Source organism: Miniphocaeibacter massiliensis, from assembly GCF_900232905.1.
Classification (GTDB): domain Bacteria; phylum Bacillota; class Clostridia; order Tissierellales; family Peptoniphilaceae; genus Miniphocaeibacter; species Miniphocaeibacter massiliensis.
In genome coordinates this window covers 24969-51320 of the sequence record NZ_OCTQ01000002.1, presented here as the reverse complement: position 1 = coordinate 51320, position 26352 = coordinate 24969, and the positions used below count along the sequence as shown (strand labels likewise).

Genomic DNA, 26352 nt, shown 5'->3' with positions numbered 1-26352 from the left:
CTATGGGCTTCAGATGTAGAAGATCCTAAAGTTATAAAGGTAAATGCTGCAACAAAAGCAATAAATATAGTTAATAAGCTTTTGTTAATAATTGTTTTTTCATTTTTACTCCTTTAAATTTTTAATAAATAATCTTTTTTTGATAAATATTTTATAATATATTTCAAGATAAATATATAATATTTTTTATATCTATTTATTGCGATAGTTATTACAATAATAAGTGTAAATAAAAAAGTAGGAAATTTATTTGGGAAATTCTATAGGAGAAAAATCAAGATCAAATAGGATTACTTTATATAGACCAGCAGAAGATTATAAAAATGGATTTAATAATCCTGTAGAATTAAATATATCTACAAAAAACTTTAAAGAAGATGTTGACATTCATATATTTGTAAATGATAAGCCAGTTCGTTCAGGAGACTATGGCAATAAGCAACAGATCATACAGCTAATTAATTATAAAATAGAACTTGGAAAACACAAGATGAGAATAGAACGGTATGAAAACGATAGAATGGAAGGAAAACCAATAGAAAAAGAAGAATTTGAATATTAAATAGAACTTGGCGATGATAAAAGTGAGGAAGAAGTAATGGAATAGAATTTAGAAAAAATTATATATTTTAAATTATGACAATAAAGCATATTTATACATGAATGGATAGGTGGAATATTGGCAAATAGAAGTATTCCAATAGTAAACTTACTAATAAATATGTAACAATAGAGAATAATTTTACTAAGATAAGAGAAGTTCATAGTTAATAATGTATAAATATTGAAAAATATATTTAACTATTATTTGACTTTAGCTAGAAAAAGTGATAACATAATAAAAATATTAAACAAAAATAAATGCAATTATAGAGATAGTAAAATAAAATTATTTTTAGAGAGTTAGTGTTTGGTGAAAACTGGCAGTAATTTATTTTAAAATCACTCTATAGCTATTTTACTGAAAGTTTTAGTAAGTAAAGTCGGAATTACCGTTATATAATGTTAATTGTTTAATATAAGTGGTGTTTTACACAATTAGGGTGGTACCGCGGAGTTTCTTTCGTCCCTGTGTCTTTTATGACATGGTGAGGAGAGATTTTTTTTTATAATTACTCATATTTACGAAAGGATGGATAATAATGGAAAGAATGTTAGTAGCAAAATTGAATAATGGAATGGATTCATGTATGAGAGTTTTATCTGTACTAAGAAATAAAAGGTATTCTTTTAATGAACTTAAAATGACAGATGAAAATTTAACTTTATATGTGGATGAAGAGATTTATAGTGATGTTCATTTATTTTTATCCAAACTTGTGGATGTAAAAATACAATAATTTTAGGAGGAGTTTTAGTATGTATTACGAAAAAGATGGAGATTTAGGAATATTTGAAGGTAAAAAAGTTGCAATTTTAGGTTATGGTAGTCAAGGACATGCTCATTCACTTAACTTAAAAGAAAGTGGAGTAGATGTTATGGTTGGATTAAGAGAAGACTCAAAGTCTGTAGAAAAAGCTAGAGAAAACGGACTAGAAGTTAAATCAGTATCTGACTGTGCTAAAGAAGCTGATATTTTAATGATTTTATTACCTGATGAAAAACAAAAAGAAGTTTATGATAATGAAATAGCTCCATATTTGAGGGAAGGTCAAGCATTAGCATTTGCACATGGTTTTAATATTAACTATAAGCAAATAGTTCCTCCTACAAATATAGATGTATTTATGGTTGCTCCTAAAGGACCAGGTCATTTGGTAAGAAGAGTTTACCAAGAGGGAATGGGTGTTCCAGCTCTTATAGCTATTTATCAAGATTATTCAGGTAAAGCAAAAGATATTGCATTAGCATATGCTAAAGGAATTGGTGGACTTAGAGCAGGTGTTATAGAAACAACATTTAAAGAAGAAACAGAAACAGATCTTTTTGGAGAACAAGCAGTACTTTGTGGCGGAGCAACTGAACTTATAAAGGCTGGATTTGACACGTTAGTTGAAGCTGGTTATCAAAAGGAAATAGCTTATTTTGAATGTTTACATGAATTAAAATTAATAGTTGACTTAATTTATGAGGGCGGATTTGAAAATATGAGATATTCTATTTCAGATACTGCAGAGTATGGAGATTATGTAACTAGTAGAAGAATTATAACTGATGAAACAAGAAAAGAAATGAAAAATGTACTTAAAGATATCCAAGACGGTACTTTTGCTAAAAATTGGATAGAAGAAAATAAGACTGGAAGAAAATACTATAATCAAAGAGTGGAAGAAGAATTAGCTCATCCAATAGTTGAAACTGGAAAAGAGTTAAGATCGATGATGAAATTTATAAAAAAATAAATTAAAGATAAGGTGATTTAATGAATAGTGAAAATATAAAGAAGGGTACAGAGAGATCTCCACATAGATCGTTATTGAGAGCTTTAGGAATAGATGAAAATGACATGAGTAAACCTTTTATAGGTGTTTGTAATATGTTTAATGAAATAGTTCCAGGGCATATACATCTTCGTCAAATAACGGATGAAGTAAAAAAGGGAATATACATGGAAGGTGGAGTACCTTTTGAATTTCCTTCAATAGCTGTTTGTGATGGAATAGTAATGAATCACAGTGGAATGCATTATAGTTTACCATCTAGAGAGTTAATTGTAGATACTATTGAAGTAATGGTAAAAGCTCATAGATTTGATGGACTTGTAATTATACCAAATTGTGATAAGTCTGTACCAGCGGCTTTAATTGCAGCAGCTAAACTTAATATACCTACTATTATAGTTAGTGGTGGACCTATGTTAAAAGGTAAAACTACTAAAAGGGATGTAGACTTAATTTCAAGTTTTGAAGCTGTTGGAAGTTTAGCAAATCACCAAATGGATAGAGAAGAGTTTGATGAAATAGAAAGAAATGCATGTCCAACTTGTGGATCTTGTTCAGGAATGTTTACAGCAAATTCTATGAATTGTATTACTGAATCTTTAGGTATGGCACTAGAAGGAAATGGGACTATACCTGCAGTTTATTCAGCAAGAAAAGTTTTAGCTAAAAGAACTGGACAACAAATAATGAAACTTGTAAAAAATGATGTAAAACCGAGAGATATTATGACACTTAAAGCATTCCAAAATGCTTTAGCTATGGATATGGCATTGGGATGTTCATCAAATACAGTTCTTCATTTACTAGCAATAGCAGAAGCTGCAAAAATACCATTAACATTAAATGACCTTGATGAAGTTAGTAAAATAACACCAAATCTATGTAAATTATCACCAGCAGGAACAGATTATATAGAAGATTTGTATGCAAGTGGTGGAATATATGCTGTGCTGGATCAACTTTCAAGAAAAGATAGTGTAATAAATAAAGAATGTATGACAGTATCTTTAAAAACAATGGGAGAGTTAATAGAAGGAAAATATTTTGGTGGTGTAATAAGAACTATAGAAAATGCATATTCTCCAGTAGGAGGAATAAAAGTTTTATTTGGCAATTTAGCACCAAATGGAGCTGTTGTAAAAGCTTCAGGAGTACTTCCAGAAATGATGACAGCTACCTTGAAAGCAAGAGTATTTGATAGTGAAGAAGAAGCTTACAAAAAAATCTTAGGTTTAGAAATAAAGCCAGGAGATGCTATAATAATTCGCTATGAGGGTCCAAAAGGTGGACCAGGAATGAGAGAAATGCTTTCACCAACAGCTGCTTTAAATGGAATGAAATTAGATACTTCAGTTGCATTAATTACAGATGGTAGATTTTCTGGTGGTTCAAGAGGAGCGGCAATAGGACATGTTTCACCAGAAGCAGCTCAAGGAGGACCAATAGGAATAATAGAGGATGGAGATACTATTATAGTAGATATACCAAATGGAGTATTAAAAGTGGATTTATCTGATGAAGAAATACAAGGTAGGTTAAAGAATTTTAAACCAGAGCTAAAAGAAGTGGATGGATACTTGGCAAGGTATAGAGATAAAGTATCATCAGCAGATAAGGGAGCATGTTTTATAAATGATGCTTATTTAAATGATTAAGGAGTGTTTATGAAAGGTTCAGATTATATATTAAAATGCTTGAAAGCAGAAGGAATAAATACTGTTTTTGGTTATCCAGGTGGAGCGGTTATACCTTTGTTTGATGCACTTTATCGTGATGGAACTTTTAATATATATAGAACCAGCCACGAACAAGGAGCAACACATGCTGCAGATGGCTTTGCTAGAAGGTCTGGAAAAACAGGAGTATGTATTGCAACGTCTGGTCCTGGAGCAACTAATACTATAACGGGTATAGCAACAGCTTATTCAGATTCTATTCCATTAGTTGTAATAACTGGCCAAGTAGGACAACAATTACTTGGTAAAAATTCTTTTCAAGAAGTTGATACAACAGGAATTACAATGAGTATAACTAAATATAATGTACTAGTTACTGACCCTTATAAAATAGGAAAAGCGATACAAATGGCTTTTAATATAGCAAGAAGTGGAAGACCAGGTCCAGTAGTAGTTGATATAACAAAAGATGCTATGGAAAAAGAAATTCAGGACTATGAATATACTTCTCTTGGTATAGATAAAGATACAAGACATTTAGATTGTATAGATAGTATAAAGCAAGCTTGCGATTTAATTAGAAATTCTAAAAATCCAATAATATATGCAGGTGGAGGAGTAATAAGAAGTAATTCTTCTAAATTGTTAACAAAACTTGCAAATAGTTTGAATATACCTGTTATGAACTCTACAATGGGTATGGGTGCATTTGACATGACAGATGAAAAATCTTATGGAATAGTTGGAATGCATGGACAAAAAAATACAAATATATTAGTTTATAATGCAGACGTAATATTAGGTGTAGGCGTAAGATTTTCGGATAGAGCTATAGGTCATAGAAGAGGATTTAGTAAAAATGCAAAAGTAATTCATATGGATGTTGATGGAACAGAATTTAATAAAAATATTGAATCAGAAATTGAAATATTAGGCGATTTTAATGAAATATTAAAAATTATGTTAGAAGAATTAAAAGATGTTAATTTTGAAAATAACTTCAATCATGAAAAATTACCGAAAACAGAAAAAAATTTTCTACCAAGGCAATATATTGAAAAGATAGAAGAGATATTTAGTGAAGAAGCAGTTGTAGTAACAGATGTTGGACAACACCAAATGTGGACAATGATGTATTGGAAAGCTAAATATCCTAATAGAGTAATTACATCTGGCGGTCAAGGAACTATGGGGTTTGGAGTAGGTGCTGCAATAGGAGCAAAAATTGCAAAACCTGAAACACCAGTTGTGTTAATAACAGGAGATGGTTCATTTAGGATGAATCATAATGAAGTTCTTACTTTGAGTACTTATAAAATTCCAGTTACTATATTTGTATTTAACAATAATACATTAGGAATGGTAAGGCAGTGGCAAGGGATATTTGAAAATAATAGATATTCACAAACGGATATTTACGATGCTTTAAATTTAGAATACTTATCAAAGGCTTATGGAGTAAACTATTTAGGAAAAGTAAATAATGTAGAAGAACTAGATAAAGTATTAAAATCTAATGAACTAGAAAACACTGTAAACATAGTAGAATGCATGATAGACCATGATGATTGGGCATACCCAATGGTTGCGGCAGGTAAAAGTATAAATAATATAATAGAAAGATAGAACCAAGATTAATATCTTGGTTTTTTCTTTGTAAAGAATGATTATAGTTATATAACTACATGTTATATACATAAATGAAAACAAATAGTTAAATGTGCAATTTATATCATTATACTAAATAATAAAGCTATATATATTTAATATGATAAGGATTTATTAAGAAATATTTTCTGATTTTATCTGTAGAAAATAGATTATTAGTATACTAAAAAATAGCATTAATATTCAATCTATTAAGTATAAAAATAATTTATATTACATACATAAGCTTAAAAAGATTATACTTAATAAAGCAAAAATATAGAATAATAAAAAATTATATAGATTAAAATAAATAACTTGTTTACATTTATGTTTGTTAATTATATTATTATTTTAATTGAAAATATAATATAATTAAAAGAAGTGATTTACTTAATTGGAGAGGGGATAAATGAAAAATAACATAGATAAATACTTTGGATTTGAGAATTATGGAAGATATATACTATTATATCTATTAGCATTATATTTGATTATTGTATCACTAATATTTAATACACCTTATGAGATATTTTCAGGAATAAAGGAAATAGTATTTTCTCCAGATAATTTAATAACAGATTATATGGAAGTTGGAGACATAGGAGGAGCCTTTTTTAATAGTGGATTTATGATATTAATTTCTACATTAATGATTCAAAAAACAGGTGTGGAAATGAATGGTACATTAATAGCAGCTGTTTTTACAGTTGGTGGATTTTCATTCTTTGGTAAAAATTTATTTAATACTATTCCAATTACAGTTGGAGTATTTTTATATTCTAAATTTGAAAAAACTAATTTTAGTTCATATCTTCTACCAGCATTATTTGGTTCAGCACTTGGTCCATTAGTTGGAGAATTAGCATTTGGATTTGATTTTCCAATAGTAAAAGGAATTATAGTATCTTATATAGCAGGAATTATAGTAGGATTTGTACTTCCACCTTTATCACAAGCATTTTTAAGGTTTCATCAGGGATTTAATTTATATAATGTTGGATTTACAGCTGGTATAGTAGGTATGTTTGCAACAGCAGTTTTAAAAATGTTTAATAAAGATGTTGCAATAGTAAATATAGTTTCATCAGGAAATAACAAAGAACTATCAATTGTAATGTACTTATTATTTGGAATAATATTATTAATAGGGTTTATTTTAAATAGCAATAAGATAAAAGGATATAAAGAAATATTAGATAATACAGGTCAATTAATAGCAGATTTTGTACATTTATATGGATTTCCAGTAACCTTAATAAACATGGGAATAATGGGGATGATAGGTACCTCATATGTTTTATTGGTAGGTGGAGACTTAAATGGTCCTACAATTGGTGGGATATTTACAATTTGTGGTTTTGCTGCTTTTGGTAAACATCCTAAAAACACAATTCCAATATTTTTGGGAGTAATTTTAGCTACATCATTAAATATATATGATAGCAAGAGTACTAGTTCGTTATTAGCTGCATTATTTGGAACAACTTTAGCCCCAATAGCTGGTAAATATGGTATTTTAGCAGGGATTATAGCGGGTTTTTGCCATACGGCAGTAGTTGCAAATGTTGGATATTTACATGGAGGGATGAACCTTTACAATAACGGATTTTCAGGAGGGTTTATAGCTGCTACATTGGTACCAATTTTTGATTCTATTTCAACAGCGATAAGAAGGAGAAAGGTGACAAATGAGAAATAGAGATATAATTAATTCAAAAAGAATAGTAAATTCAATATTAAACTATATGATGGAAAGAGGAGTAGAGGATATAAATTTTAGATTGAAAGTTACAGATGAAGTATTAACAATAATTGCGGAAGGAAAGACATCAAAAAAACCTAAGGATTTAGATAGATTAAATGCACTAATGAATGATAAAAGAACAAGCATAACTGAAGAATATTACAGTGCTTTACTAGGGTATAGTGACAATGTTAATGACATAGATTTGCTAGGTTCTATGCTAGATGAAGGAGCAATATCATATGATGGAGAGTTATTATCTTTTTTTGCAACTAGAAAAATATAAAATGTAGAAATTTCTTAGATTTTCAATGACATAACCTATGCTATAATCTATTTATACTTAGGAGGTAAGAATGAATAAATTATTAAAAAAAATGTCAACTATATTTATGGCAGGAACTATAGTATTAAGTTCTTCTGCTACTGTATTTGCAAATGAAATAGATACAAAGGTAATAAATGAAAAATGGGGTAAGCCAACATTTGTTTATGGAGAATCTTTAAATAAATCGCAAATAAAAGAAACTATGAAACTTGTAGGAATTGAAGATGAAGACAATGTAAATTCTGTGAAAGTAACACATAAAGAATTAGTTAAATATATTGGGGGAGATATAAACAATCCTTCAAATATGATTTCTTCAGTTTTAGTAACAAAAGAAAATGAAGGAAAGGGAGTAAATGTAGTTATAAAAACTCCTAAAAACATAACTCAAATAACTTCTGAGCAATATGCAAATGCTTGTTTAACTGCTGGAGTTGAAGATGCAACAGTCCTTGTAGGAGCAGTAAGACCAGTTACAGGAGAGTCAGCGTTAACTGGAGTTTACAAGGCTTTTGAAGCTAATGGTGTAGAGTTAGATGAAGATAGAATGGAAGTAGCACAGGATGAGATCGATACTGTAAATGAAATTAGTCAAGGCAATAAAAGTAACAAAGATTTTTCAGCATCTGACCTTAATAATGCAGTTACTGAAATAAAAACTGATTTATCCGAAATTAGCGAAAAACAAGATAGAACACCAACATTAGAAGAAATTAGAAAAGTGGTTGAAGAATCTTTAGAAAAATATGATTTAAAGAATATTGTAACAAAAGATCAAATTGATAAATTAATTTCTTATTTTGAAAAATATGTTAATACAGATGCTTTAAATTCTGAACAAGTGAAAGAACAGCTTGGAAAGTGGAAAGAGGCAATTGTAGACGGTGCTACAGATTTATATGACAAAGCTGAAGAGAGTGGAATTTTAGATAAGATAGCAGGTTTTTTTAGAGATGTTTATGAAGGTATAGTAGGATTATTTAATTAAAAATCATAAAAAAGGACTCGAATTTAGAGTTCTTTTTTATTTTATTCTAAGTAAGAAATACTTTTGATAAGTATGAGAAATTAGGGTATAATATATAAACGAACAATTGTTCAAGAGAGGTGATATTTTGGAATTTAAAATACATTCAAAATTCAAACCTACTGGTGATCAGCCAGAGGCGATAGATAAATTGGTAAATGGAATAAATAATAATATAAAAGCTCAAACATTAAAAGGAGTAACAGGTTCAGGAAAAACTTTCACTATGGCAAATATTATAGAAAAAGTTCAAAAACCTACACTAGTTATAGCTCACAATAAAACATTAGCATATCAGTTAGCAAGTGAATTTAGGGAGTTTTTTCCAGATAATGCAGTTGAGTTTTTTGTAAGTTATTATGACTACTATCAACCGGAAGCATATGTTCCTCAAAGTGATACTTATATTGAAAAGGACAGCTCAATAAATGAAGAAATAGACAAGCTTCGCCACTCAGCAACTATGTCTCTTTTTGAAAGAAAAGATGTTATAATAGTGGCTTCAGTTTCTTGCATTTACGGTTTAGGAGATCCGATAGACTATGAAAATTTAGTTGTTTCTCTAAGACCTGGAATGATTAAGGATAGAGATGAAGTAATGAGAAAATTAATAGATATTCAATTTGTTAGAAATGATATTAATTTTACTCGCGGTACTTTTAGAGTTAGAGGTGATAGTTTAGATATTTTTCCAGCATCTCAAGATGAAAATAGTGTAAGAGTTGAATTCTTTGGTGATGAAATAGAAAAAATCACAGAAATTAATTCTCTTACTGGAGAAATCATAGGAACTAGAGACCATATTGCAATATACCCAGCTTCACACTTTGCTACATCAGAAGAAAAAGTAAAAAGAGCTTTGGTTACTATAGAGGATGAACTTGAGGAAAGAATAGAATATTTTAAAAGTAGAAACCAACTTTTAGAGGCACAAAGAATCGAACAAAGAACGAACTATGATTTAGAAATGTTGGCAGAAATGGGGTTTTGTACAGGAATAGAAAATTATGCTAGGCATTTAAGTGGTAGAGAACCAGGTTCTAAGCCTTATACATTAATCGATTATTTTCCAAAAGACTTTTTAATTATGGTAGATGAATCACATGTTACATTGCCTCAAATAAGGGGAATGTATGAGGGGGATAAGTCAAGAAAAACGAATTTAGTAGAATATGGTTTTAGACTTCCTTCAGCATTGGATAATAGACCACTACAATTCAAAGAGTTTGAGTCTATGATAAATCAAATACTATTTGTATCTGCAACACCTGGGCCATATGAAAAAGAGCATGCAAGTCAAGAAGTAGAGCAAATTATTAGACCAACAGGATTACTTGATCCAGTAATTCAAGTTAGACCAACTAAAAACCAGATAGATGATTTAGTTACTGAAATATATAAGAATATTGAAAAAAAAGAAAGAGTATTAATAACTACTCTTACTAAAAAGATGTCAGAAGATTTAACCAAATATTTAGAAGAACTTGATATTAAGGTTACTTATTTGCATTCAGACATAGATACTCTAGAAAGAATGGAAATAATTAGAGATTTGAGATTAGGAGTATATGATGTTTTAGTTGGGATTAACTTACTGAGAGAAGGTTTAGATCTTCCTGAAGTTTCGTTAATAGCCATTTTAGATGCTGATAAAGAAGGATTTTTAAGATCAGAGACTTCTTTGGTACAAACTATTGGTAGAGCTGCTAGAAATGTTGATGGTAGGGTAATAATGTATGCTGACAACATTACAGGATCTATGGATAGAGCCATTACAGAAACTAATAGAAGAAGAGAAATACAAAATAAGTACAACATAGATCATAATATAACTCCAGAATCTATAAATAAGGGAATAAGAGATATTATAGCGGCTACTCATGTAGCTGAAGAGATAGAAAATTACGATATTATTAAAAAAGATTCAATTACAAAGGAAGATATAGAAAAACTTATTATTAGTATGGAAGAAGATATGTATAAAGCTGCAGAAGCTCTAGAATTTGAGAGAGCTGCAAATTTAAGGGATCAAATTAAAAAATTCAAAAAAGAATATTAGGTGATAAATTGAGTTTAGATAAAATTATTATAAAAGGTGCTAAAGAAAATAATCTTAAAAATATTGATTTGGTTCTGCCAAGGGATAAAATGGTGGTATTAACTGGTTTAAGTGGTTCGGGGAAATCTTCTTTAGCATTTGATACTATATACGCAGAAGGGCAAAGAAGATATGTTGAATCTTTGTCTAGTTATGCCAGACAATTTTTAGGACAAATGGAAAAACCAGATGTAGAATATATAGAAGGATTATCTCCTTCTATTTCTATTGATCAAAAAACAACTAGTAAAAATCCACGTTCAACGGTAGGGACTGTTACTGAAATATATGATTATTTGAGATTGTTATATGCAAGAGTAGGAACTCCATATTGTCCAGTTTGTGGTAAAGAAATAACAAGTCAAACAGTTGACCAAATGGTAGATAAAGTTAAAGAATTTCCAGAAAGAACTAGAATACAAGTGCTTGCTCCAGTAATTAAAGGGAAAAAAGGTGAGCATGTTAGACTTCTTGAAAACATGAAAAAAGAAGGTTATATAAGAGTTTTAATTGATGGAGAAATGTATGAATTAGCTGATGAAATAAAATTAGCTAAAACGAAAAAACATGATATAGATATAGTAGTTGATAGGATAATAGTAAAAGATGGAATAGATGCAAGGCTTGCAGATTCAATAGAGGCAGCTTTAAAACTTGCTGATGATATAGTAAAAATTCAAGTTATAGATGGAGAAACATTTACACTTAGTGCGAAAATGTCTTGTCCAGACGGACATATATCATATGACGAAATAGAACCAAGATCATTTTCATTTAATAATCCTTTTGGCATGTGTCCAGAATGTCACGGACTAGGATTTCATACTAAATTAGACAAAGAACTAATAATTCCAAATTATAATTTATCAATTTCTGAAGGAGCAATAGAGCCATTTGCAACTTCAAAACCAGGAACTTACTATTATGAAATAATAAATGCAATAGTAAGTAAGTATAAATATTCAGTTGATAAACCTTTAAAAGATTCACCAGAAGGTATGATAGAAGAAATACTTTATGGGACAGGTGATGATGAATTAGAATTTTCTTTTGATAGTCACTTTGGTGGTTGGAAAAAATATAAAGGAAAATTTGAAGGAGTTTTGAGTAATTTAGAAAGAAGATATAATCAAGCAGGGGAAGCTACACATGATAAAATTTCTGAGTATATGACAGAGATAGAATGCTCTATGTGTCATGGTAAAAGGCTAAAAGATGAATATCTTTCAATAAAAATAGATGAAAATAATATAATAGATATTACAGATATGGCAGTACATGATTCTTTAAAATGGTTTAAAGAACTCAAACTATCAGAACAAAAAACTTTTATAGCTTCGGAAATTGTAAAAGAGATTATAGAAAGACTACAATTTTTAGAAAATGTAGGTCTTGAATATTTAACTTTGTCTAGGGCTTCAGGAACTTTATCTGGAGGTGAGTCACAAAGAATTAGACTTGCCACACAAATAGGATCAGCTCTTGTAGGTGTTGTTTATGTACTAGATGAGCCGAGTATAGGGTTACATCAAAGAGATAATGATAAACTGTTAGCAGCCCTTAGAGGTTTGACAGATATAGGAAATACTTTAATTATCGTTGAACATGACGAAGATACTATGAGAATGGCAGATTATATCGTAGATATTGGACCAGGAGCTGGAATTCATGGTGGAGAAGTAGTTGCAGAAGGTACTATTAAAGATATTGAAAATAATTCAAATTCTATAACAGGACAATATTTAGCAGGAGCAAAAAAAATAGAAGTTCCTAAAGTAAGAAGAAAACCTAAAGATTATATAAAACTAACTGGTTGTTCTGAGAATAATTTAAAAAATATAACAGCTAAATTTCCATTAGGAGTACTTACTTGTGTTACAGGAGTATCAGGATCGGGTAAGAGTAGTCTAATAAATGAAATATTATATAAAATATTAGCAAAGGAATTAAATAGAGCAAAATTTAAAGCAGGAAAATATAAAAGTATAGAAGGATTAGATAAATTAGATAAAGTTATTCAAATTGATCAGTCTCCAATAGGTAGAACCCCAAGATCAAATCCTGCAACATACACTAAAGTATTTGATCAAATAAGAGATTTATTTGCATCTACCAATGAAGCTAAATTAAGAGGGTATAAAAAAGGAAGATTTAGTTTTAATGTAAAAGGTGGGAGATGTGAAGCTTGTAAAGGTGATGGAACAGTAAAAGTAGAAATGCATTTTTTACCTGATATATTTGTTCCTTGTGAAGTATGTGGTGGAAAAAGATACAATAGAGAGACATTACAAGTAAAGTATAAAGATAAAAATATTGCCGATATACTGGATATGACAGTAGAAGAAGGCGTAAAGTTTTTTGAAAACTTACCCTCAATAGGAAGAAAATTAGAAACTTTAAATGATGTTGGTTTAGGTTATATAAAAATAGGACAATCTTCTACTGAACTATCAGGAGGAGAAGCTCAAAGGGTAAAATTGGCAACAGAACTTAGCAAACGATCAACAGGAAAGACAATTTATATACTTGATGAACCAACAACGGGACTTCATACAGCAGACATTCACAAATTGATTAAAGTTTTAGATCTTTTAGTAGAGCAAGGTAATACAGTAATAGTTATAGAACATAATTTGGATGTAATAAAAACAGCGGATTATGTAATTGATTTAGGTCCAGAAGGTGGGTTAGGTGGTGGAGAAATAATAGCTACAGGAACACCAGAAGATATAGCAAAGGTTGAAAAGTCTTATACAGGACAGTTTTTAAAGAAAATGTTATAGGAGGAAATCATGAAAAAGGTAATTGTTTTGTTGGCAGATGGAGTAGAAGAGGTAGAAGCTTTAACTCAAGTTGATTATTTGAGAAGAGCAGGAATTGAAGTAGATATGGTATCTGCTAATGATGGATTATCTATTACAGGTGCTCATAATATTAGATTTAAAGCTGAAGAATTTATAGAAGATATAGAATTAAAAGATGTTGATGCCGTTATAGTTCCAGGTGGATTAAAAGGAGTAGAAAATCTTATAGCAAATGAAAAAGTTTTAGAAGTGTTAGAAAAAATGAATTCTCAAAATAAACTTATAGCGGCAATTTGTGCAGGACCATTAGTTTTGTATGAAGCAGGAGTTTTAGAAGGGAAAGTTTACACTTGCTACCCCGGTATAGAAGAAAAAATATTTAGAGCAAAATTTGTAAAGCAATCTAGTATAACAGATGGAAATATAATTACAGCACCAGGCCCGGCATATGCTCAGAAATTAGCATTCAAAGTTGTGAGATATTTGTTAGAACGAGAAGATGTTAAAAAATTGAAAAATGAAATATTATATAAAAAATATTAAAAAGCTGTGATATACACAGCTTTTTTATTTGAAGTTTATTTCTATTGAACCTATATTCGATTCTAAGTTAATAATTTCTTTTCCGTTGGGATTAATTATTTGTTCTGTAGACAATCCAGAGCTAGTTGTGCCATCTATTGTAATAGAACCTATATCAGATTCAGCAATTAACTTGGTATTTTCTTTTGATTGATTAAGGTTTAATATTAACTCACCCATATCCATAGATAATTCATTAGAGCCAAATATTTGACCATTTATTTCGACAGAGCCCATATTACTTTCAAGATCTAAGTTAGTAAAAATAGTACTAGTAGCTGTAAAATCTCCCATATCTAAATCTATTTCTAAATTTGTAAGTTTAGAATCAGATATATTGACTGAACCCATATTATTTTCTATTTCAATATTTTTTGAGTTTAATTTTTCAATTGTGATTTCTCCATAATCACAGTAAGATTGAAAACTTTCTATTTCAACAGAATTCGGTATATAAACTATTATTTCGTTTCTATTGTTCCTATGTCTAAAATTTTTATGATAAGTATCTTCAATATTTAAAACTTTATTTTTAACATCATAAGCAACTTTGCTATTTTTATTTTTATAATTCACTTCAATTTTATAATCTTCATTATCAGATGATTTTATAATTAAATCAGCATAATTCAAATCAATACCAATTTTATTAAATTCTTCTAAAGTTTGTAAACCACTTTTTTCTATAATTTCTCCTTCAATATGAGAAAATTTGTAATGTCCAAAACCAATAGAACCATACTTAGTATTATAGTTAAAAGTCTTCCATCCAGAAATGCCAAAGGCTATAAAACATATTATTACTCCAAGAAAGATTAATATAGAAGCAAATATTATAGTTTTTTTATTTTTCATATTTATTTTCCTTTCTCGATTTTCTTTCATTTAATTTGTTTACAACGAAATTTTTTATTTTAATAATTATAAACTTTACAAAAATAAATGAAAGTATAGTCAATCCTATTAAGATCAATAGCAATCCGAACATTCCTAAAGGAAATGTATTATATGAAATAGAATAATTAACAATTCCAAAGATTATGCCAATAGTACCACCTATTAACCCAATAAAAAGACCGATGAATCCAAAAAACAATCCGAGAACTAAACCCAGCATTCCTATAGCAAATGGACTAACAAATATGGATGCAAAAATAGCACCTATAATTATTAAAATATTTCTTAAAAGATTATTGTCATTTTTTGATTGTTCTATTACTCTGTTAATTCGAGCGTCTTTTTTTATATCTTTTATTATTTTTTCTATATTTTGGTATTCTTCAGGGATTTCATCATTGTCAGATAATCCCATATCATCAAATAACTCATTATAATATTCTAAAGCTTCTTTTTTATCTTCTTCATATACATCTCTTAGACGATTTTCAAGAGCTATTTTGAAAGAAAGTCTATTCATTGTTTTCCTCCTCGATAATATAATCTATTTTTGATTTATATACATTCCAATCTTCCTTGTATTCCTTTAATAATTCTTTTCCACTATCAGTTATTCTATAATATCTACGATTACGACCTTGATAGGGAACATCATATGTTTCAAGATGATTATATTTTTTTAATCTTCTAAGAACAGGATACATTGTAGATTCAGATATATCTATTGTTTGTAGAATTTTCTGTGTAATTTCATACCCATAAGAATCATTATTATCAAGTATAGCAAGAACACAGAAATCTAAAACTTGATTTCCATATTGAAATAACATAATAACCTCCTTTAACTTTAATAATATTATACATAGTATAATATTAGTTGTCAATACATATTGGTTGAAGCAAAGTGGATAATTTATTAAACTAGTAATATATGGTAAAATGTTAGTTTAGAGAGGTACATCATGAATAGAGAATTTACACATTTACACGTTCATACAGAATATAGTTTGTTAGATGGATTTAGTCCAATAAAAAAACTTTTAGACTATGCAAAAGAATTGAATATGAAATCAATGGCAATTACAGATCATGGGTCAATGTTTGGAGTAGTTCAATTTTATAAAGAAGCTAAAAAAAGAGGAATTAAACCAATAATTGGTTGTGAAATATATACTGTTAACAATTCGTATTTAGAAAAAACAAATGCAAATAAAAGATATAACCATTTAATCCTATTTGCAGAAAACCAAGTAGGATATAAAAATCTAATGGAAATAGTATCATTAGGATATATTAATGGTTTTTATTATAAACCGAGGGTAGATAAAGATATTTTAAGACAATATAGTGAAGGTATTATTGCTTTAAGTGCCTGTTTAAAGGGCGAAGTTTCAGAAAATTTAGTATATGATGACTATGATAAGGCGAAAAAAATCGCTTTGGAGTTAGAAGATATTTTTGGGAAAGGTAATTTTTTCTTAGAATTACAAAATCATGGTATGGAACAAGATAAAATAATTTTAGAAAAAATGCCAAAGTTGTCTAAAGAAACAGGAATACCTATGGTTGCTACCAATGATATTCATTATATAAAAAAAGACGACTGGAGGATACATGATATTTTATTATGTATTCAGCTAGGAAAAACGATTCAAGAAAAAAATGAAGGTGGAATGCATTACGCTCCAGGAGAGTTCTATTTAAGAACAGCAAGTGAAATGTATGAGCTTTTTGAAGGATATGAAGAAGCACTTGAAAATACAAATAAAATAGCTGAAAGATGTAATGTAGAATTAGATTTTGGAACTCTTCATTTACCTTATTTTGAAATACCAAAGGGTTATACAAATAAGGAATATTTACGAGAAATTTCTACTAAAGGGCTTATAAATAGATATGATGAAGTTAATGAAAAAATTAAATCTAGATTGGAATTTGAATTAAAAACTATTGAGGATATGGGATTTGTAGATTATTTTTTAATAGTTTCAGATTTTATTAGATTTGCTAAGAGCAAGAATATTCCAGTTGGTCCAGGAAGAGGATCTGCAGCTGGTAGCATAGTAAGTTATGCTTTAGGAATTACAGATATTGATCCTTTAAAATATGATTTACTTTTTGAAAGATTTTTAAATCCTGAAAGAGTTTCCATGCCAGATATAGATATAGACTTTTGTTATGAAAGAAGAGAAGAAGTAATAGATTATGTTATAGACAAGTATGGAGAAGACAAAGTTGCACAAATAGTGACGTTTGGTACGATGGCAGCTAGAGGTGCAATTAGAGATGTTGGACGAGTTTTAGACATGGAATATAATCGCGTTGATGAAGTTGCCAAAAAAGTTCCAATGATGCTTAACATGACAATAGATAAAGCACTAGATATGAGTCCAGAGTTTAAACAATTATATGATAGTGATGAAGAAGTCAAAAATTTAATTGATATTGCTAATGCAGTTGAAGGTATGCCAAGACATACCTCTACACATGCAGCAGGAGTTGTTATTTCAAAAAAACCAGTTGTAGAATATGTACCTTTAGCAAGAAACAAAGATTCTATTATTACTCAATTCAATATGATAGAACTTGAAGAACTAGGTCTTTTAAAAATGGATTTTTTAGGACTTAGAACTCTTACAGTAATTCAAGATGCCGTAGATTTAGTTAATAGAGATAATGAAAAGAAAATTTCTATTGAAGATATGGATGAAAATGATTCTGAAGTTTTAGCGATGTTTACAGTAGCAGAAACTCTTGGAATATTTCAATTTGAATCTGCAGGTATGAGAGCTTTTTTAAGGGAATTAAAACCTACAAAATTTGATGATTTGGTTGCTGCAAACTCACTTTTTAGACCAGGGCCAATGAACGAAATACCAACATATATTTATAATAAAAATCACATAGATGAAATAAGATATTTACATCCATTACTAGAACCTATATTGAATGTAACTTATGGTACTATAGTTTATCAAGAGCAGGTTATGCAAATTGTACAGCAATTAGCAGGATATAGTCTAGGTGCTGCTGATAATTTAAGAAGAGCTATGGGTAAAAAGAAAATGGATGTAATGGAAGCTGAAAGAAAAAAATTCATTCATGGTGAAATTGAGGAAAATGGGAATATATTAACTAAAGGTGCTGTTAAAAATGGCGTGCCTGAAGATGTAGCTAATAAAATTTATGATTTAATGATAGATTTTGCTAAGTATGCTTTTAACAAATCTCATTCAGCAGCTTATTCTTTGGTAGCAATGAGAACTGCTTGGTTAAAGCATTATTATCCTGTTGAGTTTATGGCGGCACTTTTATCTTCAATTATGGGAAATACTTCACAAGTTGCATTGTATATTCAAGAATGTAGAAGATTGAATATAGAGATTTTACAACCGGATGTAAACTACAGTTTTAAAAAGTTTGATGTTCAAAATGGAAAAATTAGATTTGGATTGTCAGCTGTGAAAAATGTAGGAGAGGCTTTGATAAATACAATAGTTGAATCAAGAAAAGAAGAAGGAGAATTCGAAAATTTTAGAGACTTTGTAGAAAGAATTGTAAAGAAAAATCCTTTATCAATTAATAAAAGAGCCATTGAATGTTTAATAAAAGCGGGAGCTTTTTCGTCCATGGATGGAACAAAAGCTGGACTTATGGTAGAATATTCTTCAGTAATAGATTCAGTTCAATCAGCACAGAAGAAAAATATTCCAGGACAAGCATCTTTATTTGATTTATTTAAAGAAGATGATGATGTTAAAACAAATTCAGAAATTTCTTATAAAAAAGAATATGAGAAGAAAGACTTATTAAAACAAGAGAAGGAAGTATTAGGCATTTACTTATCAGATCATCCTATGAGACCATATGAGGATTTAATAGAAAAATATTCTGATTTTAGCACTTTGGATTTAAAGGGAGATCAGTTAATAGTAGAGGAAAAGTGGGATAAAAAAAGTGTAACAATTGTAGGAATAGTTGAATCTGTTAATAAGAAATTTACTAAAAATAATAAGATAATGGAATTTGTGAAATTTGAGGATTTATTCGGGTCAATAGAATTAACAGTATTTCCAAATATGTATGAAAGATATTCAAATATAGTAGAAGAAGATAATGTACTTATGGTGAAGGGAATACTTAATATAAGCGAGAGAGATGGAGCTAATATAATAGTTAGTAGTATTAAGGGAGTTGAAGGTCTTGTAAATAATCTTGAAAATACTAGTAAGAAGCTATTTATAAAAATTCCTAAGGAATTTGATGAAAAACTAGTAGATGATATTAAGTCTATTTTAGAAAGAACACAAGGCAGAGATATAGTTAATATATATTTTGAAGAAAGCAAAAAAGCATATAAACTTTCAGATAAATATTGTGTAGATGTAAATAATAAATCAATATTGTCAGAATTAGAAAAATATGTTGGACTTGGAAATATAAAAATAGTTTAAGAGGTGTTTTAATGAATACAATTGGAATGCTAACCAGTGGAGGAGATGCACCGGGAATGAATGCTGCAATTAGAGCAATAGCTAGGACTGCAATATTCAATGGTATAAGAGTAATGGGGATTAGATCTGGATATGATGGACTGATAAATGGAAATATTTATGAAATGAATGTTTCTTCAGTTGCTGATATCATTCAAAGGGGTGGAACTATGTTGGGTTCTGCACGAAGTGAGGAATTTAAGACTAAAAAAGGGCAAGAAAAGGGATTTAATATTTTAAAAGACTTTGGTATAGATGGATTAGTAGTATTAGGAGGAGATGGATCATTTAAAGGTGCTGAAAAATTAAGTAATATGGGAATAAAAACAATAGGGATTCCATGTACTATAGATAATGACATGGGATATACAGACTTTACAATAGGTTTTTATACAGCTGTAGAAACAGCTTCAGATGCAATAAGTAAATTAAGAGATACATCATCATCTCATGGAAGGGCAAATATAGTTGAAGTAATGGGAAGGCATTGTGGGGACATAGCACTTTTTTCTGGAGTAGCAAGTGGAGCAGAGAGTATTATTATTCCTGAAAAAGAACTTGATATAGAAATGATTACAAATAAAATTAAAAGAGGGCGAAAAAGGGGGAAACTACACCATATAATTGTTTTAGCTGAAGGTGTAGGCAAACCTTATGAAATAAAAGAACAAATAAAGGAAATAACAGGAGTAGATACTAAAGTAACTATACTAGGACATATTCAAAGAGGGGGAAGTCCTTGTCCCTATGATAGACTTTTAGCCACAGAAATGGGAAGTAAAGCTGTTAAGTTACTTATAGAAGGCAGGTCGAATTTAGCCTTAGGTACTGTTGGTGGGAAAATAGTTTCAGTATCTATAGAGGAAGCTGTTTCCAAAGAAAGAGTTTTAAATGAAGAGTTGTATGAAATTTCAGGAGAAATATCCATTTAGATAGGAGAATGTTTATGAAAAAGACGAAAGTTGTATGTACTATAGGACCAGCCTCAGAGGATAAGGAAACTCTGAAAGAAATAATGAAATTAGGAATGAATGTTTGTAGATTAAATTTTTCTCATGGAGATCATGAGGAACATTTAATTAGAATAAATAATATAAAAGAAGCTAGAGAGGAATTAGGCTTACCTATAGCGATAATGTTAGATACTAAAGGACCTGAAATAAGGTTAGGAGACTTTAGTGTACCTCAAGTTCAGTTAGCAATAGGCGATAAATTTATTTTAACAACTAGGGATATTGAAGGTACCAAAGAAATAGTTTCAGTTTCATATAAAGACTTGCCAAAAGACGTTAAGGTAGGCGGTCATATATTAGTAGATGATGGATTAGTAGATTTAAAAATCATTGACATTACAGATACTGATGTAATAACAGAAGTACAGAATCATGGTATTTTAAAAAGTAGAAAAGGAGTAAATATACCGAATACTACTATAAATTTACCAGCAATTACTGAAAAAGATAAATCTGATTTGATTTTTGCGATTGAACAAGGTCTTGATTTTATAGCTGCAAGTTTTATAAGAAAAGCACAAGATGTTTTGGATATAAGAAAGATATTGGAAGATAATGGTGGTTCTCATATACAAATAATTTCTAAAATTGAATCTCAAGAAGGAGTAGATAATTTAGATGAAATAATAGAGGCATCTGATGGGATAATGGTAGCTAGAGGAGACTTAGGTGTAGAAATAAAAACAGAGATTATGCCAATAGTTCAAAAAGAAATAATAAAGAAAACAAGTTTTGCAGGGAAACCAGTTATAACAGCTACACAAATGTTAGACTCTATGATAAGAAACCCAAGACCTACAAGAGCAGAAGTAACAGATGTTGCAAATGCAATATTAGATGGCACAGATGCAATAATGTTATCTGGAGAAACAGCAGCGGGAAATTATCCAATAGAGGCAGTAAAGGTAATGAGTGAGATAGCTGATTCTACGGAAAAATCTCAAGAATTTATAGAATCATCTAATTATAGAACAACGTGGATGGATACATCTACTACAAATGCAATTAGCAGATCGACTAGAGCTTTGTCAGTTCAATTAGGAGCCACAGCAATAATAACAGCTACAACATCTGGTTCAACTCCAAAAGCAGTATCTAGAATAAGACCATTAGTACCAATAGTTGCAACAACTTTTAATAAAGAAGTTCTTAGAAGATTAGCACTAACTTGGGGAGTATATCCTGTGCAATCTGCAACATGTGCAGGAACAGATGAGGTTATAGATAGATCTATAATGTCTGCAATGGATAAAGGATTTGTGAAAGAAGGAGATTTAATAGTTATAACAGCAGGAGTACCAGTAGGGGTAGGAGGAACTACTAATTTAATAAAGGTTCATACTGTTGGAGAAATTCTATTAAAAGGTCAAGGAATAGGAAAAGAATCTGTTACAGGAAAAGTGGTAAAGGGAAATACACCTGAAGAATTAAAAGATAAGTTTACTGAAGGCGATATACTAGTTTCAAGTTGCACGGATAAAGATATAATAGAATATGTTGAAAAAGCAGGAGCAATAGTAGTAGAAGAAGGAGGTCTAACTTCTCATGCTGCAATTGTAGCACTACACTTCAAAAAGACAACATTAGTTGGAACTGAAGGTGCAATGATGAAATTAAATGATGGGCAAATAATAACAGTAGATCCAATTTCCGGATTAGTATATAATGGTTCAGCAAGAGTATTATAATTGTTTTATTGGAGGAAAGTATGAAATTAGCAATAGGTAGTGATCATGGTGGGACGGAATTAAAACCAATAATAATAGAATATGTTAAAAGTCTAGGACATGAAATAGTAGATTTGGGAGTTCCAGTAGGTGAGAAAGCAGATTATCCAGATTATGGAATTAAAGTAGCAGAAGCTGTTGCCAATGGAGAATACGATAGTGGAATTTTAATTTGTGGGACAGGGATTGGCATATCAATTGCTGCAAATAAAGTAAAAGGTATAAGATGTGCTTGCGCAAATGAAGTTTTTTCTGCAAAGATGGCAAAAGAGCACAATAATGCAAATATACTAGCATTAGGAGCTAGAGTTGTAGGGACTGAAGTTGCAAAAATGATTGTAAAAGAATGGATAAATGCAGAATTTCAAGGAGATAGACATCTTAAAAGAATAAATATTATTTCAGATTATGAAAATAAGAAAAAAGCTTAGTTGCAACTAAGCTTTTTTTATTTTGCTATTTTTCAATTTTTTTAAAAATATTCTTACTATAAGTACAAGTAGTATTAAAACTATTATAATAATAGAGTACAGAGTTTTTGCTATATTATTTGGTTTAGACAATATAGCAGATATACTATTATCATTATTAACAACTTTTCTATTTTCAAGTTTAGAATATTTTTCAGGTATCTGAGAAATACCGTTTTCTTTTTCAAACGATTCAATATATTTTGCTAAAGCGTACCATTCTTTTAATTCTTTTTCTCCGTCGTAGATAATATGTTTTTCAAAATTTTTTATCTCATTTCCACTAGAGTCTTTAGGTACAATAGACATTAGACCAAATGATTCATCTTTTACTATGGACAGCATTTGAGCGGTATAAAGTCCAGTTACAACTCTATAGAGTTCGTTGTCATTTACCTCTGTTCGTTCTCCATTTTCATCAAGAATATAAAAGTCAGTTACTTTATTAAATATTAATCTGTTTGGGTTAAATGTATAATTTGCTCCAGAAAAATATAACTGAGCTACACTCATCATAGGTTGAATGGATGCATCGACTTCAGCAGCAGTTTTTAGCTCTTTCCCAGTTAAATATACTGAAATTAAAGGATACCCAGGTATTTCGTCTGGTCCAATCCCTAAAGAGCTAATGTTAAATATATCTGAAACAGATATTTCTCCCTTATTGATAGTACTTCGAATAGTACCATTTGGAACAATAGCTGCTGTTATTTTTTCATAATTTTCACCTTCTATATTTTTAACAGCCTCAATATAAGAATCTGTAATAAGGTTTGGTAGCGCATCTTCTCTATGCTCATTTTCCAGAATATTAATAGGCGTAAAATTGTACTTACTATTTGCTAAAATTTGATTAAACTTTAGATTGAAATTATCTAAATATTCTTTTTGCACTTTTTCTTTAAAATAATTTATTTTTGGTTTTAAAACTTCTTCATCTACATTATTAGTTAGGGGATATATGGAATAATTTTCTACATTCCATTTTGTAGAATCATTTTTTAATTCAATAATACCTAAGTTTTCAGAATATGACCCACTAGAAGCAATGATAGTTTTTCCAATTATAATAGGTTTATTTAAAGTCGTGTGAGTGTGTCCACTAATGATAAGATCTATGTCTTTTACTTCTTTAGCCATTAATTCATCTTCAGATTTACTTTTATCATCCCATGTTCCAGAATGTGAAAGACAAATTATTAAATCTACTTTTTCTTTTTCCTTTAATTTTTTTACTATTCTTTTAGCTGAATCTATAGGGTCTTCGAAATTCACACCAGCCATTGGTGAATTAGAGATAGATTCATATCCCATTAATCCAAAAATACCAATTTTATAGCCTTTTTTATTAAAAACTTTATATTCTTTAACACCATAGTTATCGAAAGATTTTTTTAAGTCATTAACATCTTTTTTATTTACATTTTCATAATTTTTAAAATCTATATTTGATACTAAAATTTCAGGCAGTTTGTCATTACTATTTTTAGCGGCATATAAGCTTTCTGTTAGACCTTTAGTTCTATAATCGAATTCGTGATTCCCAATAGTTGTTGCATGGTAACCCATTTTTCCCATTAACCTTAGGCTGGGATTTTCAGCTTGGTAAATAGTTTGAAATAAAGTTCCCATAGAATAGTCACCAGCATCTAAAACAAGAGAATCTTTATCTTTTTTTAAATATTCTTGTATTTTATTATTAAGTCTTTCATATCCACCTATATTTATTAAATTTTCATCTTTTTGTATATTATATCCTTCAATGTGATCATGCATATCATGAGTGAATAATATATTAATCGTATTATCATTTTTAACATAATTTGCTAAAGAAACGGAATTGATAGAAAATAATAAAAAAATAGATATAAAGAAAATTTTTAACTTCATTATAAAACCTCCTTATTTTAGTATATCATTAACAAGTTGCTAGGTAAGATAATTGTTAAAGAATATTCTAATTTATAATATTGTTTATACAAACATTTTTTTGCTATAATATATTTTATGAAAATCAAATCAAGGAGTGAATTTAATGGAGGATTTAAAAGTAATAAAATATGATACTTCAAAAGAAAATTTTTTAAAACAAGTAAAAGAAGAAGCAGAGGGATATTTTCAAAGGGGAGAATTTTTCTGTTCAGAAGCAGTAGTTCAAGTTATTAATGATGTTTTAGGAAAAATATATCCAGATGAAGTGGTTAAATTAGCGTCAGGATTTCCAATAGGTCTTGGTAAAGCACAGTGTTTATGTGGTGCTGTTTCAGGAGGAGAAATGGCTTTGGGAATGGTATATGGCAGAGTACATGGAGAAAGTATGAATCCTAAGATGTTAGAGAAGGCAAAAGAATTGCACGATTATGTAAAGACAGAGTACAAATCTTTATGCTGTAGAGTAATAACTAGGCAATGGTCGGGAGATAATTTCCAATCGCCTGAAAGAAAAGCTCATTGTGTAGAAATAACTGGAAGAGTAGCAGAATGGGTAGCAGAACAATTAGTAGATGATGGAAAAATTTTGTTAGAAGGTGCAAAATGTTAAAGAAATTACCTTATCCTATATCTGGATTAATGTTAGGATTAGCTGGAGCTGGTAATCTAATTCAAAGTTATAGTGAAAATATAAGGTTAATTTTTGGTGCAGTAGCCACGATAATATTTGTAATGGTAACATTAAAAACAATAACAGGATTTGATAATTTTAAAAATGAAATGAACAATCCGGTTATAGCTTCTGTTATGCCCACTTATAGCATGACTGGAATGCTACTAGCTGGATATTATAAACCTTATATTGGAAATATAGCAAATGCAATTTGGTATTTATCTGTATTTATACAGATTTGCTTTATGATTTACTTTACTTTTAAATTTGTATTTAAATTTAAACTAATAGAAGTTTTTCCAAGTTGGTTTATTGCTTACATAGGAATTGTAATAGCGACAGTATCTGGTAAAAATTTTAATCCAGCTATTGGTAAAATAGCATTTTACTTCGGACTTGTAGCATATATAATTTTATTGCCAGTAGTTTTTAAAAGAGTTACTAGTATGGAATTGCCAGAACCAACAAAGCCACTATTAACTATTTTTGCAGCACCGGGTTCCTTGTTAACAGCAGGATATATGAGCCTATTTGAAGAAAAAAACATATATTTAGCATCAGCTTTAGTAATAATTTCGCAACTAATATATTTAATAATATTAGTTAAGCTGGTAGAATTATTAAAGTTGAAATTCTATCCTAGCTATGCAGGTTTTACATTCCCATTAGTTATATCTGCGATAAGCATAAAACTTAGTAATGCATACTTTATGAGTATAGGTAAAGGGGTAGTAGCTATAAAGTATTTGGTTTTAGTAGAAACGATAATAGCGATATGTATAGTTTTGTATGTATTAATAAGATATATACAATTTTTGATAATGAGAAGAAAAAGTCATACAATTTAAAGTATGGC

The 26352-nt window shown here is 29.4% G+C and carries 21 protein-coding genes and 1 other annotated feature; of the genes, 17 read left to right on the top strand and 4 right to left on the bottom strand.

The features are described from left to right. Nucleotides 1-250 precede the first annotated feature (250 nt). The 11 genes from CS899_RS04290 to CS899_RS04240 all read left to right on the top strand — a co-directional run bounded on the left by CS899_RS04290 (nt 251) and on the right by CS899_RS04240 (nt 14252). The gene (locus CS899_RS04290; RefSeq protein ID WP_100064929.1) at nt 251-562 is read left to right on the top strand and encodes a hypothetical protein; all 312 of its coding nucleotides are present in this window, start codon (nt 251-253) and stop codon (nt 560-562) included. A gap of 295 nt (nt 563-857) precedes the next feature. Next, nucleotides 858-1074: a binding site (T-box leader), on the top strand. 68 nt (nt 1075-1142) lie between these two features. Then, a complete protein-coding gene (locus CS899_RS04285; protein WP_100064928.1) occupies nt 1143-1340 on the top strand; it encodes a hypothetical protein in 198 nt (65 codons plus the stop codon). Nucleotides 1341-1359: 19 nt separating this feature from the next. Then, complete coding sequence (gene ilvC, locus CS899_RS04280; protein WP_100064927.1) at nt 1360-2343, top strand: ketol-acid reductoisomerase; 984 nt, start codon at nt 1360-1362, stop codon at nt 2341-2343. 20 nt (nt 2344-2363) lie between these two features. Continuing rightward, complete coding sequence (gene ilvD, locus CS899_RS04275; RefSeq protein ID WP_100064926.1) at nt 2364-4037, top strand: dihydroxy-acid dehydratase; 1674 nt, start codon at nt 2364-2366, stop codon at nt 4035-4037. A gap of 9 nt (nt 4038-4046) precedes the next feature. Next, nucleotides 4047-5684 (top strand): biosynthetic-type acetolactate synthase large subunit, encoded by a 1638-nt coding sequence (ilvB, locus tag CS899_RS04270; RefSeq protein WP_100064925.1) that lies wholly within the window; start codon nt 4047-4049, stop codon nt 5682-5684. A 433-nt stretch (nt 5685-6117) separates the two neighbouring features. Then, nucleotides 6118-7407, top strand: coding sequence for a DUF1576 domain-containing protein (locus CS899_RS04265; protein WP_100064924.1), 1290 nt, complete (start codon nt 6118-6120; stop codon nt 7405-7407). Next, nucleotides 7397-7738, top strand: a complete 342-nt coding sequence (locus CS899_RS04260; protein ID WP_100064923.1) for a hypothetical protein — start codon at nt 7397-7399, stop codon at nt 7736-7738. Before CS899_RS04265 ends, CS899_RS04260 begins: the two co-directional genes overlap by 11 nt. A gap of 70 nt (nt 7739-7808) precedes the next feature. After that, on the top strand, nt 7809-8768 hold the full coding sequence (locus CS899_RS04255) for a DUF1002 domain-containing protein (protein WP_100064922.1): 960 nt from the start codon (nt 7809-7811) through the stop codon (nt 8766-8768). Between the two features lie 127 nt (nt 8769-8895). After that, the gene (gene uvrB, locus CS899_RS04250; protein WP_100064921.1) at nt 8896-10866 is read left to right on the top strand and encodes an excinuclease ABC subunit UvrB; all 1971 of its coding nucleotides are present in this window, start codon (nt 8896-8898) and stop codon (nt 10864-10866) included. Nucleotides 10867-10874: 8 nt separating this feature from the next. Beyond that, complete coding sequence (gene uvrA / locus CS899_RS04245) at nt 10875-13688, top strand: excinuclease ABC subunit UvrA (protein ID WP_100064920.1); 2814 nt, start codon at nt 10875-10877, stop codon at nt 13686-13688. Between the two features lie 9 nt (nt 13689-13697). After that, nucleotides 13698-14252 carry a DJ-1 family glyoxalase III gene (locus CS899_RS04240; protein ID WP_100064919.1) on the top strand — a complete coding sequence of 185 codons (555 nt, stop codon included), beginning with the start codon at nt 13698-13700 and terminating at the stop codon, nt 14250-14252. 24 nt (nt 14253-14276) lie between these two features. Here the strand turns inward: CS899_RS04240 and CS899_RS04235 are convergent, their stop codons facing one another. The 3 genes from CS899_RS04235 to CS899_RS04225 are packed head-to-tail and all read right to left on the bottom strand — an operon-like array spanning nt 14277 to nt 16018. Next, nucleotides 14277-15146, bottom strand: a complete 870-nt coding sequence (locus CS899_RS04235; protein ID WP_164995843.1) for a DUF4097 family beta strand repeat-containing protein — start codon at nt 15144-15146, stop codon at nt 14277-14279. Further along, entirely contained in the window at nt 15136-15708 is a 573-nt protein-coding gene (locus CS899_RS04230) for a DUF1700 domain-containing protein (protein WP_100064917.1), read from the bottom strand. Before CS899_RS04230 ends, CS899_RS04235 begins: the two co-directional genes overlap by 11 nt. Beyond that, nucleotides 15701-16018 carry a PadR family transcriptional regulator gene (locus CS899_RS04225; protein WP_100064916.1) on the bottom strand — a complete coding sequence of 106 codons (318 nt, stop codon included), beginning with the start codon at nt 16016-16018 and terminating at the stop codon, nt 15701-15703. The genes CS899_RS04230 and CS899_RS04225 overlap by 8 nt, the downstream gene beginning before the upstream one ends. A 132-nt stretch (nt 16019-16150) precedes the next feature. On the opposite strand from CS899_RS04225, the gene CS899_RS04220 reads away from it, so the two are divergent. Genes CS899_RS04220 through rpiB form a run of 4 tightly spaced genes read left to right on the top strand, consistent with a single transcriptional unit; the run spans nt 16151 to nt 22852 of the window. Beyond that, on the top strand, nt 16151-19642 hold the full coding sequence (locus CS899_RS04220; RefSeq protein ID WP_100064915.1) for a DNA polymerase III subunit alpha: 3492 nt from the start codon (nt 16151-16153) through the stop codon (nt 19640-19642). 11 nt (nt 19643-19653) lie between these two features. Then, nucleotides 19654-20613, top strand: coding sequence for a 6-phosphofructokinase (gene pfkA / locus CS899_RS04215; RefSeq protein WP_100064914.1), 960 nt, complete (start codon nt 19654-19656; stop codon nt 20611-20613). Nucleotides 20614-20627: 14 nt separating this feature from the next. Next, nucleotides 20628-22382, top strand: a complete 1755-nt coding sequence (pyk, locus tag CS899_RS04210; RefSeq protein ID WP_100064913.1) for a pyruvate kinase — start codon at nt 20628-20630, stop codon at nt 22380-22382. Between the two features lie 20 nt (nt 22383-22402). After that, a complete protein-coding gene (gene rpiB / locus CS899_RS04205; protein ID WP_100064912.1) occupies nt 22403-22852 on the top strand; it encodes a ribose 5-phosphate isomerase B in 450 nt (149 codons plus the stop codon). Between the two features lie 6 nt (nt 22853-22858). On the opposite strand, the gene CS899_RS04200 is transcribed toward rpiB, so the two are convergent. Beyond that, nucleotides 22859-24781, bottom strand: coding sequence for a bifunctional metallophosphatase/5'-nucleotidase (locus CS899_RS04200; RefSeq protein WP_100064911.1), 1923 nt, complete (start codon nt 24779-24781; stop codon nt 22859-22861). 145 nt (nt 24782-24926) lie between these two features. Here CS899_RS04200 and CS899_RS04195 point away from each other — a divergent pair, with 145 nt between their 5' ends. Both CS899_RS04195 and CS899_RS04190 read left to right on the top strand, forming a co-directional pair. Then, the gene (locus CS899_RS04195) at nt 24927-25433 is read left to right on the top strand and encodes a C-GCAxxG-C-C family protein (RefSeq protein WP_100064910.1); all 507 of its coding nucleotides are present in this window, start codon (nt 24927-24929) and stop codon (nt 25431-25433) included. Next, a complete protein-coding gene (locus CS899_RS04190) occupies nt 25427-26344 on the top strand; it encodes a TDT family transporter (RefSeq protein WP_100064909.1) in 918 nt (305 codons plus the stop codon). The genes CS899_RS04195 and CS899_RS04190 overlap by 7 nt, the downstream gene beginning before the upstream one ends. Nucleotides 26345-26352 lie beyond the last annotated feature (8 nt).